Here is a 25,447-nt window from a genome sequence, read left to right as displayed (position 1 = left end):
CCTGACGGCGGACGTTGCCGTTGATCATCCCCCGTTCGTCCCCCACGTGGACTAAATTCAGGTTCATGGCCGCCTCGATGAGCTGGTCCATGCTCGTCGTGACGGTGACGGCCTTGTAGTCCCGCTTATGGGCGAAGTCCCGGATGGGCACATCCTCCGCCGCCTCAAGGTCAAGGCCGTGGAACTTCTTCAGCCCCCACAGGATGTCCCCCTCCGTCAGGGTACCCACATACTCGCCCTTGCGGTTGAGCACCGGGATGGATGCGTAGCGGTTGTTCTCCCATTTTTCCAGCGTCTGGCGAAGGGTGAAGTCATCGTACACATACATCAGGTCCTGCTTGGGGGAAAGGAAAAACAGAATATTCATGAAAACAACTCCTATTATGAACTTTTTCCGCCGCCGGGGCCGCAGCTCCTGTGCAGCCGCAGCAAATTCCTGTCTTCATCACCTTGATCAAATATTCCTGTATCCTGCGCCGGATACAGTCCTACTCTTTCCACTTTAGATTTTAGCACTTTTTCATAGTAAGATAAAGATGTCTGCGCCATGTTTTATATTTTATTCACAATCACCTTTTGTTTCGTCGGATAAATATTCACGAAATGGATGCGCAGCGAAGGATTTTGTGCTATACTAACACTAGGAATACGGCCCTTGGCGGCTTCGTCTGTCTTCCAGTATACCGGCTCGCGGTGTCGAAACAGGCCGAAGCCGGCGATCCGTGCCAGACTTTTCCCCTTTGCATCTGCAATTATGTGCTGTACAGCTTCCGAAGAAAGTTGTATAATAAGAGCGGTACGCCGCCCTTTGGGCCTGCGCGCCGCCCCGCCGCCGTGCGGACAGGGGTACAATCATGAATAAAAGGAGCAGAGCGACTATGATCACTTCCCGTTTTCCGCTGGGAGATGTCAGCTTCTCAGCCGAGTATTTTTCCACGCTCGTGGGCGAAGCAACCAAACAATGCTACGGCGTGGCCGCAATGGCCCCCCGTGATCTGACCGACCGCGTCCGCTGCGCCGTGCGCGGCGTGGACGACTCGGCCAAGGGCGTCCGTGTCACACAGGAAGAGGGCCGTCTCGTGATCGAGCTGCACATTGCCGTCAGCTACGGGCTGAACATCTCCACCGCCGCGCGTGCCATCTCGCACCGCGTGAAGGACGAGGTGGAGCAGGCCACCGGCCTGAAGGTCGCCCGCGTGGTCGTATCGGTCGATGACGTGGTTGCCTGACGAGACAAAGCCCGCCCGGGGGATACCGGGAAGATATAAGGAGTAAAAAGCAATGATTTCTGGTAAGATCCTGCGCGACGCCATCATTTCCGGCGCAAACAACATCAACAATCAGCGCTCCCGCGTGGACGAGCTGAATGTCTTCCCTGTCCCCGATGGCGACACCGGCACCAACATGGGCATGACTGTCGGCGCAGCCGTCCGTGAGCTGCAGGCCATGGACGACAGCTGCACCGTGGGCGAGGCCGCAAAGACCGCCGCCTCCGCCATGCTGCGCGGCGCCCGCGGCAACTCTGGCGTCATCACCAGCCTGCTGTTCCGCGGCTTCTCCAAGGCTCTGGAGGGCAAGAAAGAGGCCGACGCCGCCGACATCGTCTCTGCGCTCAAGAAGGGCGTCGAGGGCGCTTACAAGGCCGTCATGAAGCCCACCGAGGGCACCATCCTGACCGTGGCCCGCGTGGCTTCGGAGGAAGCTGCCGCCTGCGGCAAGGAGGATGTGGCCGAGCTGTGGGACGTCGTCCTCGCTGCGGGCCAGAAGGCTCTGGAGGACACCCCCAACCTGCTGCCCGTCCTGAAAAAAGCCGGTGTCGTTGATGCCGGCGGTCAGGGCATCATGATCATCTTTGAGGGCATGGGCAAGGTCTTCCACGGGGAGGACATCGTGGCCGGCGGCGAGGCTGCCCCCAACAAGGCCAAGCTCTCCACCGCGAACGCGGGCAAGGGCGTCTTTACCGATGACCTGATGAAGGTCGAGGACATCAAAAACGGCTACTGCACCCAGTTCCTCATCAACAAGAACGAGGGCGCAAGCGCTGCAAAGATGCGTGCCTTCGCCGAATCTAACGGCGACAGCGTGGTCTGCATCGAGGACGACGACGTCATCAACCTCCACGTCCACACCGCCGACCCCGGCAAGATCCTGAGCGAGGCCATCAAGTACGGCTACCTCACCAACTTCAAGATCGAGAATATGCACGAGCAGTTCCTTGCCCGTCAGAAGCAGGGCAAGAGCCTCGAGAAGCAGGCTTCTGCCGAGAAGAAGCCCGACCCGGCCAGCGAGTTCATCTATGCTGCCGTCGATCCCAGCCGCGACTACGGCTTTGTTGCTGTCGCCGCCGGCGAGGGCCTGAAGGCCGTCTTTACCGACCTGTCCGCTGACGCGGTCGTCTCCGGCGGTCAGACCATGAACCCCGCCACCGAGGACATCCTCGCCGCCGTCCAGAGTGTCCCGGCCAAGACCGTCTTCGTCCTGCCCAACAACAAGAACATCATCATGGCTGCTGAGCAGGCCCAGAAGCTGGCCGACCGTCAGGTGGTCGTCCTGCCCACCCGCACCGTCCCCATGGGCATCACGGCTCTGCTGAACTTTGACCCCTCCGCCACCGTCGAGGCCAACACCATCAACATGATGTCCGCCGCCGACAAGGTATCCACCGGCCTCATCACCTACGCCGCCCGCGACAGCGAGTATGACGGCAAGCGCATCCGGAAGGGTGAGATCATGGCACTGGAGAACGGCAAGATTGTCTCCACCTCCAACGACATCACCAAGGCCACCTATCGTCTGGCCCGCGGTATGTGCAAGAAGGATTCCAGCTTCGTCACCATCATCTCCGGCTGCGACGTCTCCGACGAGGATGCCGAGAAGGTGACCGAGATCGTCAAGGCCAAGTGCCCCAACCACGTTGAGGTCAGCCACATCCGCGGCGGCCAGCCGGTCTACTATTATATGATCAGCGTGGAGTAAGCCTCTCCCCTGCTCAAAGCAATACCCGCAACACAAAACGACCTCTGCTTCCGGTCATCCGGTCGCAGAGGTCGTTTAGTTATACTGATTTTTACCCGGCGTGAAGGGCGTCATTCTTCGCCAGAAGGTACACGCAGTACTGGTTCATGCTGATGCCCTCCCGCTGCGAATGCTCTGCGAGAGCGCGGTGCAGGCTTCGGGGCAGGCGCAGCTTGAACTGCCCGGAGTACGCCTCCAGACTGTCCGGCTCAGGAATCTCAATGTTCTCTTCCAGCGCGGCCTCCAGCCATGCCTTTTTGGCGTCCAAAGCGTTTTTCAGCGCCTCTTCCTCCGTCTCTCCGCAGGTGATGCAGCCCGGGAGGTCCGGATAAGAGGCCACAAAACCGCCCTCGTCACTGTCCTTGACAATTTCCATCCGATAGGACAGCGCCAGATAATCATTCAGCGTCTTCATCGTTCTTCGCCTCGCTCTCTACGATCTGTCTCACCATTTCGACATAGACTTTCTTGATCGGTTCATGCTTCGGGATCGTAATGGGATAGCAGCCTGCCTTGCGGAAGGTGTAATGGCTGCTGCCGCTCCGGGGTGCGCTCATCTCATAGCCATAGCTTTCCAAGACCCTGCGCAGTTCGTCGAACCGGAGGTCTTTGCTCAAAGAGCATATCCTTGCCAACAGTTTATCCCATTTTGACATCCTGATTCTCCTATTTCCATTATATATGGTGTCGCATATGGTGTCAACATCTTTTTAGAAGAAGCTCACCTGACTGCTCTCGGGCAGGTCGCCCAGAGCGCCCACCTGACGCAGGCGGTCGATGATGCTGCTGCCGACGCCGGAGGCCTGCTGCAGCTCCTCGATGGAGAGGTATTCTTCGCCGTGGATGGTCACATTTTCCAGCGCATCGGCGGCGGCACCGCCCAGACCCTTCAGGGAGCAGAAGGGCAGGCGCACCTTGCCGTCCTCCACCACATACTTCGAGCCGCGGCTCTTGCCCAGCTCGATGGGCAGGAACTCGTAGCCCCGCACCAGCATCTCGTTGACCAGCTGGAGCGAGACGAGGACGTCCTCGTCCTTGGCATTTTTCTCCTCCTTCAGGCGGCGCTTGACCTCGTTCATGTGGGCACGGGCCACCGCCGCACCGCCCACGGCGGCTTCGTAGTCGATGTCATCGCCGCGGACAGTGAAATAGACCGCATAGAACGCCTGCGGATGGTAGAGCTTGAACCACATGAGGCGGATGGCCGACATCAGGTAGGCCACGGCATGGGCTTTCGGGAACATATACTTGATCTTGCGGCAGCTCTCGATATACCAGTCCGGCACCTCGTGCTCCCGCATGGCCTCCTCCCAGCCGGGCGCGAAGCCGCCCTTGGCCACCTTGCCCTTACGGACGGCCTCCATGATGTCGAAGGCCATCTTCGGCTCGAGACCCTTGCGCAGCAGGTAGAGCATGATGCTGTCGCGGCAGCCGATGACCTCCGCGATGGTGCAGGTGCCGCTGCGGATGAGTTCATCGGCGTTGCCCGTCCAGACATCGGTGCCGTGAGACAGTCCCGAGATCTGGATCAGCTCGGAGAAATTCTTGGGCCGGGCCTCCACCAGCATCCCGCGCACGAAGTTCGTGCCCATCTCGGGGATGCCGAAGGTGCCGGTCTGGCTGTCGATCTGCTCCGGCGTGACGCCCAGCTCCTCCGGGCTGGTGAGCAGGCTGTAGACCTTGGGGTCATTCATGGGGATGCTGTCCACCGGGATGCCGGTATATTCCTCGAAATACTTGTAGAAGGTGGGCATATCGTGGCCCAGCTCATCCAGCTTGAGCAGGGTGTCGTGAAGGTATTTGAACTCGAAGTGGGTGGTCAGCAGACCGCCCGCCACGTCATCCGCCGGGTGCTGGATGGGGCAGAAGTCGTAGATCTCGTAGGTGTCGGGCACGACGACCATGCCGCCGGGGTGCTGGCCGGTGGTGCGCTTGACGCCGGTGCAACCCAGCGTCAGGCGGTTCTCCTCGGCGTGGTTGACCGTTCTCCCCCGCTCGTCCAGATATTTTTTGACGTAGCCATAGGCTGTTTTGTCCTGAATGCCGGAGACCGTGCCCGCCTTGAAGACGTTGGCCTTGCCGAACAGCTCCTCGGTGTAGCGGTGGACGTTGGACTGATATTCGCCCGAGAAATTCAGGTCAATATCCGGCTCCTTGTCGCCGTAGAAGCCGAGGAAGGTCTCGAAGGGGATGTCGTGGCCGTCCACCAGCATCCGGGTGCCGCACGCGGGGCAGTTCTTGTCGGGCAGGTCGAAGCCATCCTCCACGCTGCCGTCGGTGATAAACTCGCTGTGCCTGCACTTGGGGCAGCGGTAATGGGGCGGCAGACTGTTGACCTCCGAGATGCCGGAGAAGTGGGCCACAGCCGACGAGCCGACCGAGCCGCGGCTGCCCACCTGATAGCCGCCCGCGTTGGAGTAGGCCACCAGCTTGACCGCGATGACGTACAGGACGGCGTAGCCGTGGCCGCAGATGGAGTCCAGCTCTTTTTGCAGCCGCTTCTCCACGATCTCGGGCAGCGGGTCGCCGTAATCCCGCTTGGCGTGCGCCCATGTGGCGTCCCGGAGCTGCTGCTCTGCGCCCTCGATGCTGGGCGGATAGGTGCCGCGCGGGATGGCGCGGACGCTGCCGTCGATGCTGGCCGCGATCTTGCGGGGGTTGGTCACGACGATCTCGTAGGCCTTCTCCTTGGGCAGATAGCGGAACTGGTCCAGCATATCCTCCGTCGTGCGGTAGAACAGGGGCGGCTGGTTGTCTGCGTCCTTGAAGCCGTTGCCTGCCTGCAGGACGGAGCGGTAGATGGCGTCCTCCGGCTCGGTGAAGTGGACGTCGCCGGTGGCAATGACGGGCTTGTGGAGGTCTTCGCCCAGCTGGATGACGGTGCGGTTGAAGTCCTTGATGACCTCTTCGCTCTCCACCTTGCCGTCCCGCACCATATAGGCGTTGTTGCCCAGCGGCTGGACTTCCAGAATATCGTAATAGGAAGCGATCTTCTTCAGCTCCTCGTAGGAGCGGCCCTCCACGATGGCGCGGTACAGCTCGCCCGCCTCACAGGCTGAGGTCAAAATCAGGCCGTCGCGGTACTTGTTGAGGAGGCTGCGGGGCACGCGGGGCTTCTTGAAGAAGTAGTTGACGTGGGCCTCGCTGACGATTTTATAGAGGTTCTTCAGGCCCATCTGGTTGCGCACGAGGATGATGAGGTGGTAATACTTCTTTTTCAGCACCTCACGGTTGCCGCCGAGTCCGGTGTTGATGCCGCTGACGGCCGTGACCTGCTTTTCCTCCAGATCCTTGAGCATGACGCAGAAGATGCGGCCCAGCGCGGCAGAGTCCTCGCAGGCGCGATGAGCTTCGTAGGCGGGCAGCTCCAGGTGCTTGTTGATGGTCCCCTGCTTGTAGTTGTGGAGGCCGGGGTACATGGCCTGCGCCATGGTCAGGGTGTCGATATAGGTCGGTTCGAACTCGATGCCGCTCCGCTTGGCGGCGGCGCGGAGGAACCGGATGTCGAAGGAGTGGGCGTTATGGGCCACGAGGATGCGGCCATCCACGAATTTGAGGAAGGCTTCCAGCGCCTCGGCCTCGCCGGGGGCATTGGCCACCATCTCGTTGGTGATGCCGGTCAGCTCCGTGATCTTGGGCGTGATGGGCTTGCCGGGCTTAACGAAGGTGTCGAACTCCTCCACCACCTCGCCGTCCCGCACGATGACTGCACCGATCTCGGTCAGGTACTCCACGCCCGGGTCGAGGCCCGTCGTCTCGGTGTCGAAGACGCAGAACTCGCCGTTCAGCGGCTCATCCTTCACGCCGTAGACGCAGGGGATCATGTCATCGACGAAGTAGGCCTCACAGCCATAGATGAGCTTGAAGTCCGGGTCGGTCTTGTGGATGGCGTCCGCCGCCAGCATGGCTTCGGGGTAGCCCTGACAGACGCCGTGGTCAGTGATGGCGATGGCCGGGTGGCCCATCCGGTGGGCCAGCTTGACGATGCCGCCGGGGTCGCAGAAGGCGTCCATGCTGGACAGCTTGGTATGCAGATGCAGCTCCACCCGCTTGACGGGAGCATTATCCTCCCGCTTTTTGCGCTCGACGAAGAGGACATCGTAGGGCCAGACGATATAGTCATGCTCGTACTTGTCGTAGGAGCAGTCGCCCCGCACCACGACCGTCGTGCCCTTGGGGATGGACTCCCACTTGGAGCAGTCCTCCCCTTCCTGCGCACGGATCTTCAGGTTGATGGAGCCGGTGTAGTCGGTGATGGAGACGGTATAGATCTTACGGAAGCTGCCCTTCACCTCGGTGAAGAAAACATCGCCCCAGATCATGCACTTTCCGCCCTCGCCGCCCAAGTCCTTGAGGGGGGTGAGGTTCTTGGGGGAGAACATCTTGCCGTGGAAGATGGTAACAGGCTTGTCCGTGAGGTCGAGGCCCTCCACCTTGATGGAGGGCGCCGTATTCTTCCGCTCGAATTTGACGACAGGAGGAGCAATTTTGCGCTCCAGCTTTTCTTCCATCTGGCGCTGCTCGGCCTCGCCCACGCTGCTTTCCAGCGTCACTTTGGGCTTCACGCCGGTGTGGGCGGCGATACGCTCCGCCAGCAGCCGCTCGAACTGCATCTCCTGCAAAAACTTCGTGCCATGGCAGACGCCGATGGTGATGTTCTGGCCGGTGATGGTGATGCGGCATCGGTCGAGGAAGCCGTTGATGGGCACGCCGTCCCGCTTCATCTCCTCCATCAGCTCCCGCAGTCCGCTCTCGTCCAGCGCGGCGTAGCCGAAGAGGTTGTGGATGCGAAGCTCAAAGCCCTCATAGTCGGGCGCGAGGGAGGCCAGCAGCCGTGCGCACAGCCCCTTGTCCAGCGGGGCAGAACTGCGCAGCGTGAAAATGACCTGCCGCTCCTGCCGTAGCATCTGGGCGTGCTCGACGACCACGCGGCCAAAACAGGCCGCAAAGTCCGGGTCCGCCATAAACTGCGGCCATAGCTGGGAAACAAGTGGTGTCACAGTGGTACTCCTTTTTTCTATCAGATAACAGCACAAACTGCCGCGCCCGGGATGGGCGTGGCAGTAAGTTGCTTTTAAGTCAAATCTTCTGTCTTGAAGACATGGTAGCCTTCGTAGTGGTAGCTGGCGTCGATGCCTTTCATATAGACCTCGCGGTCATTGATCTTTTCGGTCAGGGCGGCGCGCAGCAGGGCCTTTATCTCCACATCCTTGACCGGGCTGCGCTCCATCGCAAGGAGATAGTCCCCCTTATCGACGCGGCTCCAGTCGATGACCTGATGCAGCTCCTTTTTGAGGATCGCATCCAGCCAGATGCGGGTGCTGCGGCCGTTGCCCTCCCGGAACGGATGGGCCACATTCATCTCCACATACTTCTCGATGATCTCATCGAAGGAGGATTGCGGCATCGCATCGATGCTTTCCAGTGCCGGGCGCAGGTACATCACAGGCGCAAAGCGGAAATTGCCCTTTGCGATATTCACCGTCCGCATCTGTCCCGCAAACTCGTAGACGTCTCCGAACAGATGCTTATGGATGGCCGCAAGCCCCTTGAAGGTGCCGACCTCGAAGGTATCCAGCAGACCGGTGTCATAAAGCTCGAGCGCCCGGGTCTTGCTGAGTTTTTCTTCTGCCCGGGCCAGCTCGGCCTCATTCGTCAGCCCAAGCTTATTCTGCAAAATCACAGTTTATAAATCTCCTCCATGAACTGGTCGAGGATATTCTCCCCCGTCAGCTTCCGGACAGGTTCGCCGTGGACGAAAAGCACCGCCTCGCCCTTGCCGCCGGCGATGCCGATGTCGGCCTCCCGGGCCTCGCCGGGGCCGTTGACGACACAGCCCATGACGGCCACCTTGATGGACTTCTTGCAGCCCTGAAGCCGCCGCTCCACTTCGTTTGCGATCTCGGTGCAGGGGTACTGGGTGCGGCCGCAGGTCGGGCAGGTGATGACCTCCGGGCCGGCCACCGGGAAGCCGACGGCGCGCAGGATGTTGTAGCCCGCTTCCACTTCCTTCTCGGGGTCGGCCGCCAGCGAGACGCGGATGGTGTCGCCGATGCCCTCCAGCAGCATCCCGCCGATGCCCATGCCGCTCTTGAGCAGGCCCATCTGGTAGGTGCCCGCCTCGGTGACGCCCACATGGAGCGGGTAATCTGTCACGGCGCTGAGCTGGCGGTAGGCCTCCATCATGCGGGGGACGTTGGAGTTCTTGATGGAGATCACGATGTTGTTGAAATCGAACTTTTCCAGCAGGCGGACGTGGTACAGCGCGCTCTCCACCATCGCTTCGGGCACAGGCGCACCATATTTAGCAAGGATGTGCTTTTCCAGACTTCCGCCGTTGACGCCGATGCGGATGGGGATGTTCTTCTGCTGGCAGGCGTCCACCACCGCCTTCACCCGGTCGTCGTCGCCGATGTTGCCCGGATTGATGCGGATCTTGTCCACGCCCACGTCGGCGCAGGCGAGAGCCGCCTTGTAGTCGAAGTGGATGTCTGCCACGATGGGGATATTGACGGCGTTCTTGACGGCCTCGATGCACTTGGCGTCCGCCGCGCTGGGGCAGGTCACCCGCAGGATCTGACAGCCCGCCGCCTCGCAGCGCTTGGCCTGCGCCACATTGCCCTCGATGTCCTCCACCGGGACGTTCAGCATGGTCTGCACGGCGATGGGATTCTTGCCGCCGATGGTCACATTTCCGATCTTGACTTCACGCTTCAGCTGCCGCATGGTACTTCCCCTTTCAGATCACTCCTGTCACGAGCCGGACGATGTCATTGTACGTTGCAAAGAGCATCAGGCCGAACAGCAGCGCGAAGGCGGCGACGGTCAGACTGCCCTGAATTTTTTCCGGCACAGCATGGCCGGTGACTGCCTCGATAAGCAGGAAGACGATCTTGCCGCCGTCCAGCGCCGGGAACGGCAGCAGATTTAAGACGCCGAGGTTGATGGTGATGAGCGCCAGCAGCTCGAAAACATCCTCCCAGCCGTAGCTGGCGGCCTGCCCGATGGCGGTCACGATGCCCACCGGGCCGGACAGGTCGTTGATGCTCTCGCGGCCCCGCAGCAGGTCAGCCAGCGAGGTGTAGATGATCCGGCCATAGTAGATGACGCTGTTGGCCGCTTCTTTCAAGACGTTCTTCGGTGTTTTTTTGAGTCCGTAGACCGTGAAGCCCAGCGTCATGTGGGTCTGGCCCTGTGCATCCTGCCATGTGTCGAACTGGACGTCGGGCAGCTCCACCAGCTTCCCGTTCCGGCGGACGGTGAAGGCCGCACGGTAGCTCTCGGTGCGCATCAGCTCGTAGAGCATATCGTTGGCCACGAAGCAGTGCCGCCCGTTGACGGCCACGATCTCGTCCCCGGCCTGCAGGCCGGTCTGGCCGCAGAGGGCATTGTCCTCCACGGCATAGATGACCTTGCTGGTGATGGGTTCACTGCGCAGCGAGATGAGGAGCAGCAGCACCACAAAGCCCAGCACGAAGTTCATCACCGCGCCTGCTGCCATCACCAGCATCCGCTGCCAGACGGCGGCCTCGTTCAGGGGCTTGCCCGTCCGCTGTGCCAGCACCTCCGGCGGGATGGCCGGGGCGGCGTCCTCTTCGTTCCCGCCCTCGGCCTGCGTGCTCTCGGGGCTTTCCTCCCCTTCCAGCGCCACGAAGCCGCCCACGGGCAGGAGCCTCAGGGTGTACTGGGTGCCCTTGCGGTAGGTCTTGATGAGGGCCGGCCCCATGCCGATGGAGAACTCGTTGACTTGGACGCCGCAGAGCTTCGCCATCGCAAAATGGCCGAACTCGTGGATGGCGATGACTGCGCCGAAGATGAGCAGCGCAGCCGCAAAGGTGATGAAAACTGACATTCTTTCTCCTATCTCACAGGTGTGCTCTCACAAAGGCGCGGGCCATGCGGTCGCACTCGTACACATCCGCGAGGCTGTAGCTGCCGCCGAAGCTGTCGCTGTCCACGACGGCCTCCACCAGACGGCCGATGTCGAGGAAACCGATCTTGTCCTCAAGGAAGAGCCTGACGGCCTCCTCGTTGGCACCATTGGCAGCGCAGGGGCCGAGACCGCCCTTCCTGATGGCCTTTTTGCAGGCGGCAAGGCAGCGGAAGGTCTCCTCGTCGGCCACATCGAAGGTCAGCAGCTTGAGGGTGGTGAAGTCCAGCTCCGGCACGACGCCCGGCACACGGGCCGGGTAGGTCAGCGCATACTGGATGGGGATGCGCATATCCGGCACGCCCAGCTGGGCGATGATGGAGTTGTCGCTGTACTGCACCGCCGAGTGGACGATGCTCTGGCGCTGGACGACGATCTGGATCTTCTCGGGGGGGAGGCCGAACAGCCACACCGCCTCGATCAGCTCAAGGCCCTTGTTCATCAGGGTGGCGCTGTCGATGGTGATCTTCGCGCCCATGTTCCAGTTGGGGTGCCGGAGGGCGTCGGCCTTGGTCTTGCCCCGCAGCTCCTCGGTCTTCATCCCGAAGAAGGGGCCGCCGGAGGCCGTCAGCAGGATCTTCGTCAGGCTCTTGGCGCTCTCCCTGTCCTGCAAGCACTGGAAGATGGCCGAGTGCTCGCTGTCCACCGGCAGCAACCTGACGCCGTGCTCCGCCACCGCCTGCGTCACGAGATGTCCGCCGGTGACGAGGCTCTCTTTGTTGGCGAGGGCGAGGTCATGGCCGCTCTCAATGGCGGCAAGGCTGGCGCCGAGGCCCGCGATGCCCACCACGCTGTTCAGCACCACGTCCGGGCCATCCATGGCGGCGAGGGTCTTCAGCCCCTCGGGGCCGGTCAGGAGCTTGGGCGCGTCGGCGCGGCCCGCCAGTGCAGCCGAGAGCTTCTCTGCCCCGGCCTCGCTGGTCATGCAGACATACTTGGGGTGGAACTCTTCGATCTGCTGTAAGAGTTTATCCGTCTGGCTGTGGGCCGACAGACCGAACACCTCATACCCTTGGGCGCGGATAACGTCGAGGCTCTGGGTGCCGATGGAGCCGGTGGAACCCAGCAGCGTGATTTTTTTAGCCATAAAGCGCTACCTCCTGTTCTTTTTAGTAGTAGAACACTGCGATGACCACCATCGTGACAAAGGGCGCGATGAACATCACGCTGTCAAAGCGGTCGAGGATGCCGCCGTGCCCCGGGAAGATGGTGCCATAGTCTTTGATGCCGCACTGGCGCTTGACCACGCTGGCGAACAGGTCGCCGTAAATGCCCAGCACTGCGGCCACGCAGGCCAGCAGCGCGATGATGATATACATGGACACGCCGATGTTGGAGCGGGTGAACGCCTCCATCCGGTCTGCCGCCACCGAGTAGATGACCGTGACCAGCACGCCGAACACCATCGTGCCCAGCACGCCGCCCACAGCGCCCTCCACCGTCTTTTTGGGGCTGACCACCGGGCAGAGCTTATGCTTGCCGAAGGCACGGCCCGCAAAGTAGGCGCAGGTGTCGCCGCCCCATGCGAAGCAGAGAATGAGCAGGATGAAGAAGATGGCGTCGTAACCGAACTTCTCTACCGGCAGCAGCTCCTTGAGCCGGATGAAGGAGTAAAAGCAGAAGATGACGATGCCCGAAAACATTACAAGGCCGCTGGCTTTCTGGTAGCTGATGACGCCGTTGCGCACCACAAGATAGATGGCGTAGAACAGCACCACCAGGAAGGAGGCGGGCATCACCATCGCCCGGCAGATGCTGTAGCTCGACAGCATGATGAGCAGGGTGTAGGGCACCAGAATGCCCAGCAGCGGCCAGTCCTGTTTTTCGAAGCCCAGCGCAGAGTAGATCTCATGGAGGGCGATGAGGGTGATGGCCGCAATGACCAGATTGAACACCAGCGTATTGAAGGTGAACAAGACGCCCGCAAGGACGAACAGGCCCACCACAGCTGTGATGACTCGTGTTTTCATAGTTTCATGTTCTCCTTTGTTTCGTCCGGGAGCCGCTCCCCTGCTGCGGCAGAGGCAGCGGCATCAGCGCCCGAGGAAATACCGGACGCCCGCCGGGGGCCGCGCAGGCTGCGCGGCATCTGGGTGTGAAACGCCTTACAGGCCGCCGAAACGGCGGGAGCGCCGGTTGAACTCCGTGATGGCGGCGTCGAGGTCGCCGCGGGTGAAATCGGGCCACAGGACGTCCATTTCCACCAGCTCCGAATAGGCCGCCTGCCAGAGCATGAAGTTGGAGAGCCGCTTCTCCCCGCTGGGGCGGAGGATGAAGTCGGGGTCCTTCTGGCCGGCCGTGTACATCTGGGCCGAGAGGGCATCTTCCGTGATGTCCTCCGGCTTCAGCTCGCCCGCAGCCGCCTTGGCCGCGAGGCGCTGGGCTGCGCGGACGATCTCCGGCCGGCCGCCGTAGTTGATGGCGATGTTGATGGTCAGGCCGGTCTTGCAGGCAGAGTCCCGCTCCAGCTTGTTCATCAGCTCCTGCAGCTTAGGCTCCAGCACCGTGCGGTCGCCCATGAAGCAAATGCGGACGTTCCGGTTCTCGTAGTCGAAGCCCTTGATGAGGTATTCGCCGAACAGCCGCATGATGGCGCCCACCTCTTCGGCGGGGCGCTTCCAGTTTTCGGTCGAGAATGCGTAAAAATACACCGACTCCACGCCCAGCTCATCGCAGTAGTCCGCAATGTCCTGAAAGACCTGTGCGCCCTTCTTGTGCCCGGCGGTGCGGGGCAGGCCCCGGCTCTTGGCCCAGCGGCCGTTGCCGTCCATGATGATGCCGATGGACAGTCCCTTTGCAAAATCCTTTGGATGTTCCATTCTCTTCTTCCTCTACGATTCGTCTGGCAAAAAGTGCCGCGCACCTTCTCTCAGCGCACGGCACCTTCCTGCTTACAGCGGTCAGGCTCAGACGGACATGATCTCCTTCTGCTTCTCTTCCACGGCAGCGTCGATGTTCTTCACATACTTGTCGGTCAGCTTCTGGACATCCTCTTCCATGGTCTTCTGGGTGTCCTCGGTCAGCTCACCGGCCTTCTTCATGGCCTTGGCCTTATCCATCGCGTCGCGGCGGACGTTGCGGACGGCGACCTTTGCCTCCTCACCCATTTTGGAGACTTCCTTTGCCAGCTGCTTGCGGCGCTCCTCGTTGGGGGCCGGGAAGTTCAGGCGGATGGTCTGGCCGTCGTCGATGGGGTTGATGCCCACATCGCTGGCGAGGATCGCCTTGCTGATGGCACGCAGAAGCGTGCGGTCCCACGGGGTGATGGTCAGGGTGCGGGCCTCGCTGACAGCCACAGAAGCCACCTGCTGGATGGGGGTGGGAGAGCCGTAGTAATCCACGGTCACTTTGTCCAGAACGCCGGGGTTGGCACGGCCTGCGCGCACCGTCTTCAGCTCGCGCTCCAGATGCTCGACTGCACTCTTCATCTTGTCTTCAAATGCCTTGGTGTTGCTGCTCATTGTCCTAGTCTCCTGTTTGTTATCAATTTTCACCAGCCGCAGGACGCGTCTGGTTCATTCTATTGTCGGAAGCGGGGCGGTATGCTCAGCCCTCGTAGACCAGCGTGCCCACATTCTCGCCCTGCACGGCGCGGGCGATGTTGTCGGGGTCGGCCAGATCGAACACGAGGATGGGAAGCTTGTTGTCCCGGCAGAGGGTGGCTGCGGTGCCGTCCATGACCGCCAGACGGTCTTCCAGCACCTTGGTGAAGGTGAGGGTCTCGTACTTCTTGGCGTCGGGGTACTTGTGGGGATCCTTGTCGTAGACGCCGTCCACCATCGTGGCCTTGAACATGATGTCGGCGCTGACCTCAACGGCGCGCAGGGCCGTGGTCGTGTCGGTGGAGAAGAAGGGGTTGCCGGTGCCGCCGCCAAAGATGGCGATCTTGCCCGCGTCCATCGCACGGAGCGCATCCTTGCGGGTGAAGGCCGGGGCCACCTGCGGCATGGTGATGGAGGTGAACACCTCCGTCGGCACGCCCAGCTGCTCCAGCTTGTCGGAGACGGCCAGTGCGTTCATCACCGTTGCCAGCATACCGATCTTATCGGCCAGCGTGCGCTCCATCTTGCCGCTGGAACGGCCGCGCCAGAAGTTGCCGCCGCCCACGACGATGCCGATCTGGACGCCCAGCTCATGGGCCTTCTTCACGCCGCCGCAGATCGCGTCCATGGTCGGCTCGTCGAAGCCGGTGCCCTTCTCGCCGCCGAGTGCCTCGCCGCTGATCTTCAGAAGGATACGCTGATATTTCAATGCCATAATAACATACACCACCTGTATCAGATTTGGCCGCGCTGTGCGCTGCCGTTTTTATCTCCTGTCTATTTTACAATAAAACTGCTCCAAAGTAAACAGGCAAACGCCAGCTCTTCGGCAAAGGTTTCTCCCCCCGGCCCTCTTTGCGCAAAAAAAGACTGGACATTTGCCCCGGAACATGCTATAATACTGCTTGCATCCCGGCAAAATCGAATATGCGGGCATCGTACATCGGCTAGTATATCAGCCTTCCAAGCTGAGGAGGTGGGTTCGATTCCCATTGCCCGCTCCATGCAGAAAAGACGCTGGTTCGTAAAGAATCAGCGTCTTTCTTTATGCTCTGACCCAGTTTTTGACCCGCATTCCATTCCGGAGACCCAAAAGCGGCCCTTTCCCCGAAAAACAGGGAGAGGGCCGCTTTTCTGTTATATTATAATGTTATTGTCCTCACATACTCCACCGGCTCTTATCTGCCCGGGTGTCGAGATGCACCCAGCCGGTGCGGCGCTTCGGGTGGGCGGCGTCCTTCGGGTAGCGCCCGATGCCGCCCCGCCCGGGCAGCAGGGTCTCGGCGTAGGCGGCGACCGAGGCCACCGGGGTGTCCTCCACCCAGAAGTCCGCCGCCCGGCCCAGCAGGTGCTGGCTGGACTTGCTGCCGCCGACAGCAGCATTGTGGGCAGCGGTGCGGTAGCCGCTGGTGATATGCAGGGGCTTTCCGAAGTGCTCCCGGATGCACTGAAGCAGCACCACAAGCTCCTCGTCGAGGAGCACGACGTCGCTGCCCTTGCAGCCGAACTCCCACACCCGGAAGCTGGGCGAGAGCTGCCGGGTGGAGTCCCGGCGGAGACTGTATTCACAAATCGACATCTTCAGTCCTCCGCTCCGCCCTTCTTCCCGCAGATCTCTTCGAGCTCCGCCTTGGAGAGGATGCCCTTGCGGACATACACCCGCAGCATGGCCTCCGAGATGCGGCCCTGCTCCCAGCGTTCGGCCAGTTTTTCCTTGTTGCTCATGTTTTCGCCTCCTTTCTTATTCTGCATCCGGCAGGCTCAGGGCCACCATGTCTTCCAGCGCGTCCGCAATGCGGGTCTGGTCGGAGACGCCGGTGTCCGCAGGCGGGGCATCCTCAAAGGCCTCCATGGCGGCGAGGTAGTCCTCGTCGGTGGTGCAGCCGCTGAAGTCACAGCCTGCCCTGCGGCAGCGCTCCACGGCCTCGTCGAAGATGAGGGCCACGCTGCCATTGATGACGCCGCCGCCCACGATCATCTTCGCAAAGCGGCCCCACGGGTAGCGGTCGAGCCACTGTTCGGCGGTGAGCACCTCGCCCACCGGGGTGATCACATCGGAGCTGTTGTCGTAGATCTTGTAACGTGCCATTCTGAGTTTCCTCCTTATTCCTTATATGGTATAAACATCGACCGTGTCATGGTAGAGGCTATCCGTGTTCCTGCCGCCCGCGAACAGCACATAGTCCCCGACGGCGGCAGCGGCCATGCTGTCCCTCGCCTCGCTCAGGGCGGTGAGGGTCGTTCTGGTCAGCGAGGCGTCACAGACATCCACCGTGCTGGACTCATCGCCGCCTGCGAAAAATGCATACCCACCGGCCGTCACCGCATCCGGCTGTCTTGCCGCGCTGAGGATGCCAACCGTTGTTTTGGTGAGGGAGGCGTCGTAGACATCCGCATCGGCCGTATCGCCCGCAAAGAGGGCATATCCGCCCACCGCCGCCGCGGCATAGCTGTTCTGGGCACTGCTCAGGTCTGCCGCTGCCGTGAGGGTCAGGGAAGCGTCGTAGGCGTCCACCACAAGACTGCCATCCTTGGGGGTGCCGCCTGCAAAGAGGGCATGGCTCCCGACGGTCGCGCCCGCCGGGAAGAACCGTTTGGTGGACAGCGGCGTGCCCGCCGTCCGGGTGAGGGCCTCATCGTAGACGTCCACGGTCGTGAAAGCGCCGCCCGTGGTAAGGCCGCCATGACCGCCTCCGGCAAAGAGCGCACGGGAGCCAAGCACCGTGCAGCCCATCCTCGTCCGCATCCTGCTCAGCGCGGCGGCTGACGTCCGGGTGAGGGAGGCGTCGTAGGCATCCACCGTGTTATAGCCCCCTCGGGCGGTCGGCGTAGCAGTCCCGCCCGCAAACAGAGCATACGCCCCGAGCGGCACGGCGGAATGCAGATACCTCTTGTCCCCCAGCGCCGCCGGGGTCGTCCGTGTGAGGGAAGTGTCGTAAGCGTCCACCGTATTGCAGACCGCGTTCGAGGCCGTGCCAGCGAAGCGTCCGCCCCCGATGAGCGCACTGTTCCCTGCCGTCGCGGCCTTTGCGCCGTACTTCGGGTCCGCGAGAGGCACACCCGTCCCGGCATACTCCGGCTCTGCGCTGTAGCACAGCCGCGCCCTGTTCCCGACGCCGACGTACATCTTCCGGACTGCACGGGCCTTGCCCGCCACCCCGACATAGGCTTTTTTCATCCTGCGGGCGACGCCGCCCGCACCTACATAGATTCCCTTTGCCATCTTCTGCCCCCTTTACGCATACACGATGAGCACCTTGTTGGTGGCAAGGCTGCTGCCTGCACCGGGGTCGACCGTCTGGGCCGCAAAGGTGAATCCGTTGACACTGTTGGCCGTACCGCCCGCCGAGGAAGAACCTGCGTAGCTGTGAGTATGGCTGGCAGCGGCTTTCCCGGCCAACGCGCTGCCGACGGCCTTGGCATCTGCCGCCGCGCCTGACACAGCGAGGGTGGCATCCACCTCCACCGCCTTTCCCGCCGCGCCCGTCTGGCCCCTCGGGCCTTGCGGGCCGGTCGCACCGGCGGGGCCTGCCGGGCCGGTATCACCTTTTTCGCCTTTCGGCCCCTGCGGGCCTGTGTCGCCCTTCGGGCCTTGTGCGCCCCGTGCACCGGGGTCGCCCTTCTCGCCCTTGAAATTTCCCGAGGCGATGCCCTCTTGCAGAGTCTTCAGGCTGCGGGCCGCAGCGGCGGCGCTGTCCGACGCGCTGCTCTGGGCCGTCTCGGCCCGCACAGCACTCTTCTCCGCGTCGGCACCGGCCCTTTCCATCTGACCCACCAGCTGCTGCCATGCCGGAGTGCCCGGCGGCGGCAGAGTGCCGTCCTCTGTGCCGGAGTTTGCGGCCACCCGGTAGCGCAGGTCGGCACTGGTGAGGGTGCGGACGCCGTCGCTGCCCTCGAAGGTGATGCATCCTTCGCCGGGCACTGCCGTGACCAGCGCGGGCACCTCCACCACCCCATCCTCCACCAGCGATGCGGGCGGGCTGCCGCCCGGCGTGTGCCAGAACGCCCGGAGGGTCATCCCCTTCCACTCGTCGGCGGCGCTCACCCTCAGCCGGTAGACGCCGCAGTTCCTGCTGTAGCCGAGCTGCAGCGCATCCATGCTGCCCGGCATCTTTACTGCGCCGGAGGACGCAAGCGAGAGCTTGTATTCTATCATCCAGAGACCTCCTTTTTTGATTCGGCAGATGCTTTTCCGGCAGGGATGCTTCTGCCATCGCACCCCGCCGGGCCAAAAATGCCAAGCGGCTCCCGGGCGCAGTTAACAACCATTACTTGTCATTTCCGTCTTTTCTTGTGCCATATGGTAGCATCTCGCCGCTGCGAAGTCAACAGATTTTGCGAAATAGTCGGAAACTTGTGCGAAAACGCGCAGAAAATCGCGCTTTGCCCCTGTCGCAGGCAAAAAAACGGCCCGGGCCGTGTGCGTACACATCGGCTCGGGCCGGGGCATCTGATTCGATTTTATTGCGCCCGGGGCATCCTGCTCATCTGTCCCACTTGTCGCAAAGGGCGTTGATCTGGTCGGCGAACTTGGCGAGGTCCTTGTTGGCACCGCCCTCGTTGTGCTCGATGACCCGCAGCAGGCGCTTGCCTGCGCTGAGCAGCCGCTGGAAGACGGTGGCCGCACGGGCTGCACCCTCGCTGACGCGGTGCTCGATGCGGGTGCGGGTGCCTTCCTTCAGGCAGACAGCACCCTCGGCCCCGATGGCCCACTGCTCGCCGTTGTAGGGCGCACAGGCGGTGAAGCCCTGCTCGGTGAGGGTCTGGGTGAAGATATTCTCCACCTCATCCTCGCCATGGATGACGAAGACCCGCTTGGGCTTCGGCTCGAAGGAGTTGACCCACTTCAGCAGGCCCTCCCTGTCGGCATGGCCCGAAAGGCCGGTGAGCTGGCAGATCTCGGCCTGCACCTCGATGGACTCGCCGAAGAGTTTGACGTTCGTTGCCCCCTCCAGCAGGGAGCGGCCCAGCGTGCTCACGGCCTGATAGCCCACGAAGAGGATGGTGCACTCCTTCCGCCAGAGGTTGTGCTTGAGGTGGTGGCGGATACGGCCCGCCTCGCACATTCCGCTGGCCGAGATGATGACCTTGGGCACGGGGTCGGTGTTGATGGCGCGGGACTCGTCGCTGGTAACGCTGACCTTCAGGCCCGGGAACTGGATGGGGTCGATGCCCTTGGCCAGCAGGGCGTTGGCCTCCTCGTCGAAGCAGGAGGGGTCGGTATCCTTGAAGATGCGGGTGGCCTCGATGGCCAGCGGGCTGTCGATATAGACCGGGAAGCAGCCGTGGCCGGTGACAAGGTTCTTCTCCTTGATCTCACGGATGAAGTAGAGCAGCTCCTGCGTGCGTCCCACCGCAAAGCTCGGGATGACCACATTACCGCCCCGGTCGAAGGTGCGCTGCAAAATTTTCGCCAGCTCGCCCACATAGTCGGGCTTGGGGCCGTGGCAGCGGTCGCCGTAGGTGGACTCCATAAAGACATAGTCCGCATCCTTCAGGTAGGTGGGGTCCTTGATGATGGGCTGATGGAGGTTTCCGATGTCGCCGGAGAAGACGAGCTTGGTGGTCGCGCCGTTCTCCGTCACCCAGATCTCGATGCTGGACGAGCCGAGAAGATGGCCCACATCCACAAAGCGGATGACGAGGCCGGGGGCAAGCTCGACCTCTTTGTTGTAGTCGAACCCCCGGAACAGCGCGATGGCCGCCTCGGCGTCCTGAATGGTGTACATCGGCTCCACCGGCTCCGCGCCGGAGCGCTGGCCCTTGCGGTTCTTCCACTCGGCCTCGAACTCCTGAATGTGGGCCGAGTCCCGCAGCATGATGCTGCACAGCTCTGCCGTGGGCTTAGTAGCGTAGATTCTGCCCCGGAAGCCGTTGCGCACCAGCAGGGGCAGCAGGCCCGTGTGGTCGATATGGGCATGGGTGGCCAGCACGCCGTCGATCTCGCCCGGTGCAACAGGGATAGGCTGGTTCTCGTAGACATCCTTGCCCTGCTCCATCCCGCAGTCGATGAGGTAGCGCTGTCCCGCCGCTTCCAAAAGGGTACAGCTGCCGGTCACTTCGTGGTTGGCACCCAAAAACGTCAGTTTCATAGACACACCTCCAACGGATCTATCCAACTTTGGTGTATTAAGTATAACACGTTTTGCCCTGCAATGCCGCCCAAATCGAAGGCCGATTCTCGGGCAAAACGCCGAAACCATCAAAAATTTTTTATACAATCTTGACAAACCACCCCCGGATGATATAAACTTAAATCGTATGACGTAACTTCTACAGAGATTCCAAATAGAGAGGTTGTATTTTATGGTTCGTAACGATTTGCGCAATGTCGCTATCATCGCTCACGTTGACCACGGCAAGACCACGCTGGTGGACGCGATGCTGCATCAGAGCGGCGCTTTCCGCGACAATCAGGTCGTGGCAGAGCGTGTCATGGACAGCGGTGACATCGAGCGTGAGCGCGGCATCACCATTCTGGCCAAGAACTGCTCCTGCACCTACAAGGGTGTCAAGATCAATATCGTCGATACCCCGGGCCACGCCGACTTCGGCGGCGAGGTCGAGCGCGTGCTGAAGATGGTCAACGGCGTCCTGCTGCTGGTGGACGCTGCCGAGGGCTGTATGCCCCAGACCCGTTTCGTGCTGCAGAAGGCTCTGCAGCAGAACCTGAGCCTCGTGGTGGCCATCAACAAGATCGACCGCCCCGACGCCCGCATCAAGGAAGTCATCGACGAGGTGCTCTACCTGCTGATGGATCTGGGCGCTACCGATGAGCAGCTGGACTGCCCCATGCTGTTCTGCTGCGGCCGTGAGGGCACCGCAAGCCTCGACCCCGATGTGCCCGGCACCGATCTGGTCCCCCTGTTCGACACCCTGCTGAGCACCATCCGCCCCCCCGAGGGCGACCCCGAGGCTCCCTTCCAGATGCTGGTGTCCTCCGTGGACTACAACGAGTTCGTGGGCCGCATCGGCATCGGCCGTATCCAGAACGGCGTCGCCAAGGTGGGCGAGGAAGTGGTCGTCTGCGACTGGCACAACCCCGACCTGAAGATGCGCGGCCGTCTGACCAAGCTGTATGACTTCCAGGCCAATGGCCGCCAGCCCTGCGACAACATCACCGCAGGCGACATCGTGGCCTTCTCCGGCCTGCCGGACGTCACCATCGGCAACACCCTGTGCAGCCCCTCCAGCGTGGAGCCGCTGCCCTTCGTGAAGATCAACGACCCCACCGTCGAGATGACCTTCTCCGTCAACGACAGCCCGCTGGCCGGCCGCGAGGGCAAGTACGTCACCAGCCGCCAGATCCGCGACCGTCTGCAGAAGGAACTGCTGAAGGACGTCGCCCTGAAGGTGGAGGATTCTGCCACCACCGATTCCTTCCGCGTCATGGGCCGTGGCGAGATGCATCTGTCCATCCTCATCGAGACCATGCGCCGCGAAGGCTATGAGCTGCAGGTCTCTCCCCCGCACGTCCTGACCAAGGTCATCGACGGCAAGACCTACGAGCCTATGGAGCACGTCGTCATCGACGTCCCGACCCAGTATCAGGGCGCTGTCATGACCGGTCTGGGCCAGCGCAAGGCCATCCTGCAGCAGATGGAGTCTCTGGGCACCGACCGCGTGCGTCTGGAGTTCCGTATGCCCAGCCGCGGCCTGTTCGGCTACCGCAACCAGTTCCTGACCGACACCCACGGCGAGGGCATCATCAACCAGATCTTCGACGGCTATGATGTCTGGGCTGGCATGATCGCCAACCGCTCCACTGGCTCTCTGGTCAGCTTCGAGACCGGCGAGGCCGTCACCTACGGCCTGTTCAACGCCCAGCAGCGCGGCACCCTTCTGGTGGGCGCGGGCGAGAAGGTCTACGAGGGCATGGTCATCGGCTACACCGCTTCCGGCGAGGATGTGGACGTCAACGTCTGCAAGACCAAGCACCTGACCAATACCCGTGCTTCCGGCTCTGACGACGCCCTGCGCCTCATCCCCATCAGCAAGCTGAGCCTTGAGGGCTGCCTTGAGTTCCTTGCTCCGGATGAGCTGCTGGAGGTCACTCCCGAGAACCTGCGCATCCGCAAGCAGATCCTCAACCACGAGCAGCGCATGAAGGCAAAGAGCAAGCTGAAGTAAGCTCTTCCCCTATAAAAGCAGCGATCCCGTCCCCTGCATCCCGGATGCAGAGGGCGGGATCTTTTTGCAGCAAAACATCCGCAGCGGCCCGGAACGGGCGCAATGCGGATGTTTTTTCTTATTCCGATGTTCAGCCTGCGTAGGCGCTGCCCGGCGTCCAGACGTTGTCCGCCGCGTACTTGGCGTGGTTGCGCAGATACGTCACCCACGCGCCGTAGCCGTTGCCCGCCGAGAAGTGGACGCCGTCCGGCGCAGCCAGCACCTCTTTCAGGTTGCCCTCGCCGTCGGCCAGCGTCTCCCACAGGTCGAGGTAGACGCAGCCCTTGTCGGCGGCCAGCAGGGCCAGCTGCTCGTTCACCGAGCGGATGATGTCCGAGGCAAGGCCCGGCTTTTCCACGGCCGCCTCGGGGCGGACGGGCGGGATGGACTGGACATAGATGACGCACCCCTCGCCCAGCGTCTGGCGCAGGACATCCAGCATCTGACCGTAATAGGCGAGGAAGCGGTCTGCCGCGCCCACGGTGGTCAGGGTGTTGGTGCCCAGCAGGATATACAGCTTCTTGGGCTGGGCGGCGGCCAGCACATCCAGCGCTACCTCCGGCCCACGCACGCTGCTCTTGACCGCGCTGCGGTTGACGATGGCGTCCGGGCCGACGCCGGTGTAGCCGCAGATGAGCGCGCCGCCGAGGTTGATGCTGTAATCCGAGAAGCCCACGGTCAGGCTGTCGCCAAGGAAGGCCGCGTCGGAGAAGTAGCTCAGATCGACCTGCCCGCAGGCGGGTTGGCGGATGACGCTGCTGTCGTAGGCCCTGACGCTGTAGGCCCCCGCCGTCTGGCGGGCCGGGCCGAACTGCTCCAAGGTCACGGCGGCGGTGCCGTCTGCTGCCGGGGCGGTGCTGTCGGCGCTGCTGTCCGCCCCGCCCTGCATCGGCAGGGGGGCGAGGATATTCTGCGCCGTGCCGTTGGCCGTCACTGTTGGCAGCTCTTCGGCCTGCTTCTGTCCGTGCTCGAGGATGACCGTGATGGCGAAGCTCACCAGCAGGATGCCCGCTGCGGCCCCTGCGAGCCGTGCGAAGCCTCCCGCGCCGCCCCGCCGTCTCCGGCTGGTGCTGTGATACTCATGTGAAATGCCCATAAAGGTGTTCCCGCTTTCGTTTGGTTCTGATGATAGTCTGCCCGGGATGGGGCGGGTTATCCCCCCGCTGCGGCCCGTCAGCGCTGTGTGAACCCTATTTTATCATAATTTTTTTGCCTCTGCAACCAATTAGGGCTTGCATACAACAGGCAAAACGGTTACAATAGGAGTAGAGCAGGTTTTTGCACACATTTCTCGAAGTGCTTGCACGACCTGCTAGAATTTTTGTGCGAGTTGTGGCTGCCGGTTGTTGGCTCTGCCCCCGCCTGTACACTGTGCAGGGTGTGCGGGCCTCGGAAGGGACAGGGCGCGGAGCGGCGCTGCGGCGCACAGGAAGTCCAATTTATCGGTAAATGATACAAGGAGGTTCTCATGGCCAAGAATGTGATCATCGGCCAGAGCGGCGGCCCCACCGCCGTCATCAATTCCAGCCTCGCGGGCGTCTACAAGGCCGCCTGCAGTCTGGGCGCAGACAAAGTCTACGGCATGAAGCACGGCATCGAGGGGCTGCTGAAGGAGGAGCTTGTGGAGCTGAACGTCCTGCTGGACGACCGGCTCAGCATCGAGCTGCTCAAGCGCACGCCGTCCAGCTATCTGGGCAGCTGCCGCTACAAGCTGCCCGAGCCGGAGGCAGACTCCACGCCCTACGTCAAGCTGTTCACCCTGTTTGACAAGTACGACATCTGCGCAGTGTTCTACATCGGCGGCAACGACTCGATGGACACCATCGCCAAGCTCAGCCGCTACGGCGCACAGGTGGGCAGCACGGTGCGGTTCATCGGCGTGCCCAAGACCATCGACAACGACCTCTGCCTCACCGACCACACCCCCGGCTACGGCTCTGCGGCCAAGTACATCGCCACCATCCTCAAGGAGGTCATCCGCGACTCTTCCGTCTACGACATCCGGAGCGTGACCGTGGCCGAGATCATGGGCCGTCACGCCGGCTGGCTGGCCGGTGCGGCCTGTCTGGCGGGCGGCGACGACTGCGACGGCCCCGACCTCATCCTTCTGCCGGAAGTCCCCTTCGAGCCGGACAAGTTCCTCGCCAAGGTGGACGAACTGCAGCGGGTGAAGTCCAATGTCATCATCGCGGCCAGCGAGGGCGTCAAGACCGCCGACGGCACCTACCTGTGCGACCTCGTCTCCACGGCAGGCCAGCTGGACGCCTTCGGCCACAAGGCCATCCTCAGCGGCACCAGCCGCTATCTGTCCGACCTCATCCACGACAAGCTGAACTGCAAGAGCCGCGCCATCGAGTTCTCGACGCTGCAGCGCTGCGCCAGCCATCTGGCCAGCCGCACCGACGTGAACGAGGCTTACGCCGTGGGCGGCGCTGCGGCGGCAGCAGCCTTTGCCGGTGAGACGGGCAAAATGATCGCGCTCAAGCGCGTATCCGAATATCCCTACCAGTGCATCACCGAGGCAGTGGACGTCCAGAAGGTGGCAAACCTTGAGAAGAAGGTGCCGCTGGACTGGATCGCCCCCGACGGGATGCAGGTGACGGCGGCGTTCGAGGAGTACGCCCGCCCGCTGATCCTCGACGAGGTCACTCCCGTCTACGTCAACGGCACGCCCCGCCACATCCATCTGTAAGGATCGCCTTTTTCCTTTCCCCGCGTCTGTTTTCGTGCACCTGCACGTTTATAGCAATTCAACTTTTTAATGCAACAGCAACAGCGTTGAATTGCATAT

At 62.1% G+C, this 25,447-nt stretch carries 23 protein-coding genes and 1 tRNA gene; 5 read left to right on the top strand and 19 right to left on the bottom strand.

Annotated elements, in window-relative coordinates:
* Window positions 1-367 (bottom strand): CBS domain-containing protein (locus ACT8X9_RS07445; protein WP_444268582.1); only part of this gene is annotated, 367 nt, incomplete at its 3' end.
* Between the two features lie 511 nt (window positions 368-878).
* Between ACT8X9_RS07445 and ACT8X9_RS07440 the strand changes: the two genes are divergently transcribed.
* Both ACT8X9_RS07440 and ACT8X9_RS07435 read left to right on the top strand, forming a co-directional pair.
* Window positions 879-1,229, top strand: coding sequence for an Asp23/Gls24 family envelope stress response protein (locus tag ACT8X9_RS07440; RefSeq protein ID WP_227620791.1), 351 nt, complete (start codon window positions 879-881; stop codon window positions 1,227-1,229).
* Between the two features lie 52 nt (window positions 1,230-1,281).
* On the top strand, window positions 1,282-2,976 hold the full coding sequence (locus ACT8X9_RS07435; protein ID WP_227620790.1) for a DAK2 domain-containing protein: 1,695 nt from the start codon (window positions 1,282-1,284) through the stop codon (window positions 2,974-2,976).
* A 91-nt stretch (window positions 2,977-3,067) separates the two neighbouring features.
* Here the strand turns inward: ACT8X9_RS07435 and ACT8X9_RS07430 are convergent, their stop codons facing one another.
* From ACT8X9_RS07430 to pyrH, 11 genes are all read right to left on the bottom strand, one after another.
* Window positions 3,068-3,430, bottom strand: a complete 363-nt coding sequence (locus ACT8X9_RS07430) for a type II toxin-antitoxin system HicB family antitoxin (protein WP_444268581.1) — start codon at window positions 3,428-3,430, stop codon at window positions 3,068-3,070.
* Window positions 3,414-3,632 carry a toxin HicA gene (locus tag ACT8X9_RS07425; RefSeq protein WP_349138457.1) on the bottom strand — a complete coding sequence of 73 codons (219 nt, stop codon included), beginning with the start codon at window positions 3,630-3,632 and terminating at the stop codon, window positions 3,414-3,416. The genes ACT8X9_RS07430 and ACT8X9_RS07425 overlap by 17 nt, the downstream gene beginning before the upstream one ends.
* A gap of 93 nt (window positions 3,633-3,725) precedes the next feature.
* Window positions 3,726-7,979 (bottom strand): PolC-type DNA polymerase III, encoded by a 4,254-nt coding sequence (locus tag ACT8X9_RS07420; RefSeq protein ID WP_444268583.1) that lies wholly within the window; start codon window positions 7,977-7,979, stop codon window positions 3,726-3,728.
* A 110-nt stretch (window positions 7,980-8,089) separates the two neighbouring features.
* Window positions 8,090-8,698 carry a protein adenylyltransferase Fic gene (fic, locus tag ACT8X9_RS07415; RefSeq protein ID WP_444268580.1) on the bottom strand — a complete coding sequence of 203 codons (609 nt, stop codon included), beginning with the start codon at window positions 8,696-8,698 and terminating at the stop codon, window positions 8,090-8,092.
* A complete protein-coding gene (gene ispG / locus ACT8X9_RS07410; RefSeq protein WP_227620785.1) occupies window positions 8,695-9,741 on the bottom strand; it encodes a flavodoxin-dependent (E)-4-hydroxy-3-methylbut-2-enyl-diphosphate synthase in 1,047 nt (348 codons plus the stop codon). The genes fic and ispG overlap by 4 nt, the downstream gene beginning before the upstream one ends.
* A gap of 13 nt (window positions 9,742-9,754) precedes the next feature.
* Complete coding sequence (locus ACT8X9_RS07405; protein WP_444268579.1) at window positions 9,755-10,867, bottom strand: M50 family metallopeptidase; 1,113 nt, start codon at window positions 10,865-10,867, stop codon at window positions 9,755-9,757.
* A 13-nt stretch (window positions 10,868-10,880) separates the two neighbouring features.
* A complete protein-coding gene (dxr, locus tag ACT8X9_RS07400; protein WP_444268578.1) occupies window positions 10,881-12,032 on the bottom strand; it encodes a 1-deoxy-D-xylulose-5-phosphate reductoisomerase in 1,152 nt (383 codons plus the stop codon).
* A 22-nt stretch (window positions 12,033-12,054) separates the two neighbouring features.
* A complete protein-coding gene (locus tag ACT8X9_RS07395; protein WP_444268577.1) occupies window positions 12,055-12,915 on the bottom strand; it encodes a phosphatidate cytidylyltransferase in 861 nt (286 codons plus the stop codon).
* 135 nt (window positions 12,916-13,050) lie between these two features.
* Window positions 13,051-13,764, bottom strand: a complete 714-nt coding sequence (gene uppS, locus ACT8X9_RS07390) for a polyprenyl diphosphate synthase (protein ID WP_227620781.1) — start codon at window positions 13,762-13,764, stop codon at window positions 13,051-13,053.
* An 87-nt stretch (window positions 13,765-13,851) separates the two neighbouring features.
* On the bottom strand, window positions 13,852-14,406 hold the full coding sequence (gene frr, locus ACT8X9_RS07385) for a ribosome recycling factor (RefSeq protein ID WP_227620780.1): 555 nt from the start codon (window positions 14,404-14,406) through the stop codon (window positions 13,852-13,854).
* Window positions 14,407-14,491: 85 nt separating this feature from the next.
* Window positions 14,492-15,202, bottom strand: a complete 711-nt coding sequence (gene pyrH / locus ACT8X9_RS07380) for a UMP kinase (RefSeq protein WP_227620779.1) — start codon at window positions 15,200-15,202, stop codon at window positions 14,492-14,494.
* Window positions 15,203-15,416: 214 nt separating this feature from the next.
* Between pyrH and ACT8X9_RS07375 the strand changes: the two genes are divergently transcribed.
* A tRNA-Gly gene (locus ACT8X9_RS07375) sits at window positions 15,417-15,491 on the top strand.
* Window positions 15,492-15,646: 155 nt separating this feature from the next.
* On the opposite strand, the gene ACT8X9_RS07370 is transcribed toward ACT8X9_RS07375, so the two are convergent.
* From ACT8X9_RS07370 to ACT8X9_RS07345, 6 genes are all read right to left on the bottom strand, one after another.
* Window positions 15,647-16,066 (bottom strand): YcbK family protein, encoded by a 420-nt coding sequence (locus tag ACT8X9_RS07370; RefSeq protein WP_444268576.1) that lies wholly within the window; start codon window positions 16,064-16,066, stop codon window positions 15,647-15,649.
* 2 nt (window positions 16,067-16,068) lie between these two features.
* Window positions 16,069-16,212 (bottom strand): XkdX family protein, encoded by a 144-nt coding sequence (locus ACT8X9_RS07365; protein ID WP_227620777.1) that lies wholly within the window; start codon window positions 16,210-16,212, stop codon window positions 16,069-16,071.
* Window positions 16,213-16,228: 16 nt separating this feature from the next.
* Window positions 16,229-16,576, bottom strand: coding sequence for a hypothetical protein (locus tag ACT8X9_RS07360; RefSeq protein WP_227620776.1), 348 nt, complete (start codon window positions 16,574-16,576; stop codon window positions 16,229-16,231).
* 21 nt (window positions 16,577-16,597) lie between these two features.
* The gene (locus ACT8X9_RS07355) at window positions 16,598-17,710 is read right to left on the bottom strand and encodes a hypothetical protein (protein ID WP_444268575.1); all 1,113 of its coding nucleotides are present in this window, start codon (window positions 17,708-17,710) and stop codon (window positions 16,598-16,600) included.
* A gap of 12 nt (window positions 17,711-17,722) precedes the next feature.
* Entirely contained in the window at window positions 17,723-18,643 is a 921-nt protein-coding gene (locus ACT8X9_RS07350; protein WP_444268574.1) for a hypothetical protein, read from the bottom strand.
* A 328-nt stretch (window positions 18,644-18,971) separates the two neighbouring features.
* Window positions 18,972-20,579: an MBL fold metallo-hydrolase RNA specificity domain-containing protein gene (locus tag ACT8X9_RS07345; protein ID WP_227620774.1), complete on the bottom strand. Its 1,608-nt coding sequence runs from the start codon at window positions 20,577-20,579 to the stop codon at window positions 18,972-18,974.
* Window positions 20,580-20,793: 214 nt separating this feature from the next.
* Here ACT8X9_RS07345 and typA point away from each other — a divergent pair, with 214 nt between their 5' ends.
* Window positions 20,794-22,617 (top strand): translational GTPase TypA, encoded by a 1,824-nt coding sequence (gene typA, locus ACT8X9_RS07340; protein ID WP_227620773.1) that lies wholly within the window; start codon window positions 20,794-20,796, stop codon window positions 22,615-22,617.
* A gap of 130 nt (window positions 22,618-22,747) precedes the next feature.
* Here the strand turns inward: typA and ACT8X9_RS07335 are convergent, their stop codons facing one another.
* Entirely contained in the window at window positions 22,748-23,752 is a 1,005-nt protein-coding gene (locus ACT8X9_RS07335; RefSeq protein ID WP_444268573.1) for a GDSL-type esterase/lipase family protein, read from the bottom strand.
* 372 nt (window positions 23,753-24,124) lie between these two features.
* Here ACT8X9_RS07335 and ACT8X9_RS07330 point away from each other — a divergent pair, with 372 nt between their 5' ends.
* Window positions 24,125-25,348, top strand: coding sequence for a 6-phosphofructokinase (locus ACT8X9_RS07330; protein WP_412591265.1), 1,224 nt, complete (start codon window positions 24,125-24,127; stop codon window positions 25,346-25,348).
* The last annotated feature ends 99 nt before the right edge of the window (window positions 25,349-25,447 follow it).

It is taken from the genome of Faecalibacterium sp., assembly GCF_052358865.1.
Taxonomy (GTDB): Bacteria; Bacillota; Clostridia; order Oscillospirales; family Ruminococcaceae; genus Faecalibacterium; species Faecalibacterium butyricigenerans.
This window is presented reverse-complemented; position numbering and strand designations above follow the sequence as displayed.

Bases quoted from the DNA above. Each gene is read 5' to 3' on its own strand.
- ACT8X9_RS07355 (WP_444268575.1), bottom strand. From the start codon at position 17,710: ATGGCAAAGGGAATCTATGTAGGTGCGGGCGGCGTCGCCCGCAGGATG.
- typA (WP_227620773.1), top strand. From the start codon at position 20,794: ATGGTTCGTAACGATTTGCGCAATGTCGCTATCATCGCTCACGTTGAC.
- dxr (WP_444268578.1), bottom strand. From the start codon at position 12,032: ATGGCTAAAAAAATCACGCTGCTGGGTTCCACCGGCTCCATCGGCACC.
- ACT8X9_RS07420 (WP_444268583.1), bottom strand. From the start codon at position 7,979: ATGGCGGACCCGGACTTTGCGGCCTGTTTTGGCCGCGTGGTCGTCGAG.
- ACT8X9_RS07430 (WP_444268581.1), bottom strand. From the start codon at position 3,430: ATGAAGACGCTGAATGATTATCTGGCGCTGTCCTATCGGATGGAAATT.
- ACT8X9_RS07405 (WP_444268579.1), bottom strand. From the start codon at position 10,867: ATGTCAGTTTTCATCACCTTTGCGGCTGCGCTGCTCATCTTCGGCGCA.
- ACT8X9_RS07365 (WP_227620777.1), bottom strand. From the start codon at position 16,212: ATGAGCAACAAGGAAAAACTGGCCGAACGCTGGGAGCAGGGCCGCATC.
- ACT8X9_RS07345 (WP_227620774.1), bottom strand. From the start codon at position 20,579: ATGAAACTGACGTTTTTGGGTGCCAACCACGAAGTGACCGGCAGCTGT.
- ACT8X9_RS07330 (WP_412591265.1), top strand. From the start codon at position 24,125: ATGGCCAAGAATGTGATCATCGGCCAGAGCGGCGGCCCCACCGCCGTC.
- ACT8X9_RS07370 (WP_444268576.1), bottom strand. From the start codon at position 16,066: ATGTCGATTTGTGAATACAGTCTCCGCCGGGACTCCACCCGGCAGCTC.
- ACT8X9_RS07435 (WP_227620790.1), top strand. From the start codon at position 1,282: ATGATTTCTGGTAAGATCCTGCGCGACGCCATCATTTCCGGCGCAAAC.
- ACT8X9_RS07360 (WP_227620776.1), bottom strand. From the start codon at position 16,576: ATGGCACGTTACAAGATCTACGACAACAGCTCCGATGTGATCACCCCG.
- ACT8X9_RS07440 (WP_227620791.1), top strand. From the start codon at position 879: ATGATCACTTCCCGTTTTCCGCTGGGAGATGTCAGCTTCTCAGCCGAG.
- uppS (WP_227620781.1), bottom strand. From the start codon at position 13,764: ATGGAACATCCAAAGGATTTTGCAAAGGGACTGTCCATCGGCATCATC.
- ispG (WP_227620785.1), bottom strand. From the start codon at position 9,741: ATGCGGCAGCTGAAGCGTGAAGTCAAGATCGGAAATGTGACCATCGGC.
- ACT8X9_RS07335 (WP_444268573.1), bottom strand. From the start codon at position 23,752: ATGGGCATTTCACATGAGTATCACAGCACCAGCCGGAGACGGCGGGGC.
- frr (WP_227620780.1), bottom strand. From the start codon at position 14,406: ATGAGCAGCAACACCAAGGCATTTGAAGACAAGATGAAGAGTGCAGTC.
- ACT8X9_RS07395 (WP_444268577.1), bottom strand. From the start codon at position 12,915: ATGAAAACACGAGTCATCACAGCTGTGGTGGGCCTGTTCGTCCTTGCG.
- pyrH (WP_227620779.1), bottom strand. From the start codon at position 15,202: ATGGCATTGAAATATCAGCGTATCCTTCTGAAGATCAGCGGCGAGGCA.
- ACT8X9_RS07350 (WP_444268574.1), bottom strand. From the start codon at position 18,643: ATGATAGAATACAAGCTCTCGCTTGCGTCCTCCGGCGCAGTAAAGATG.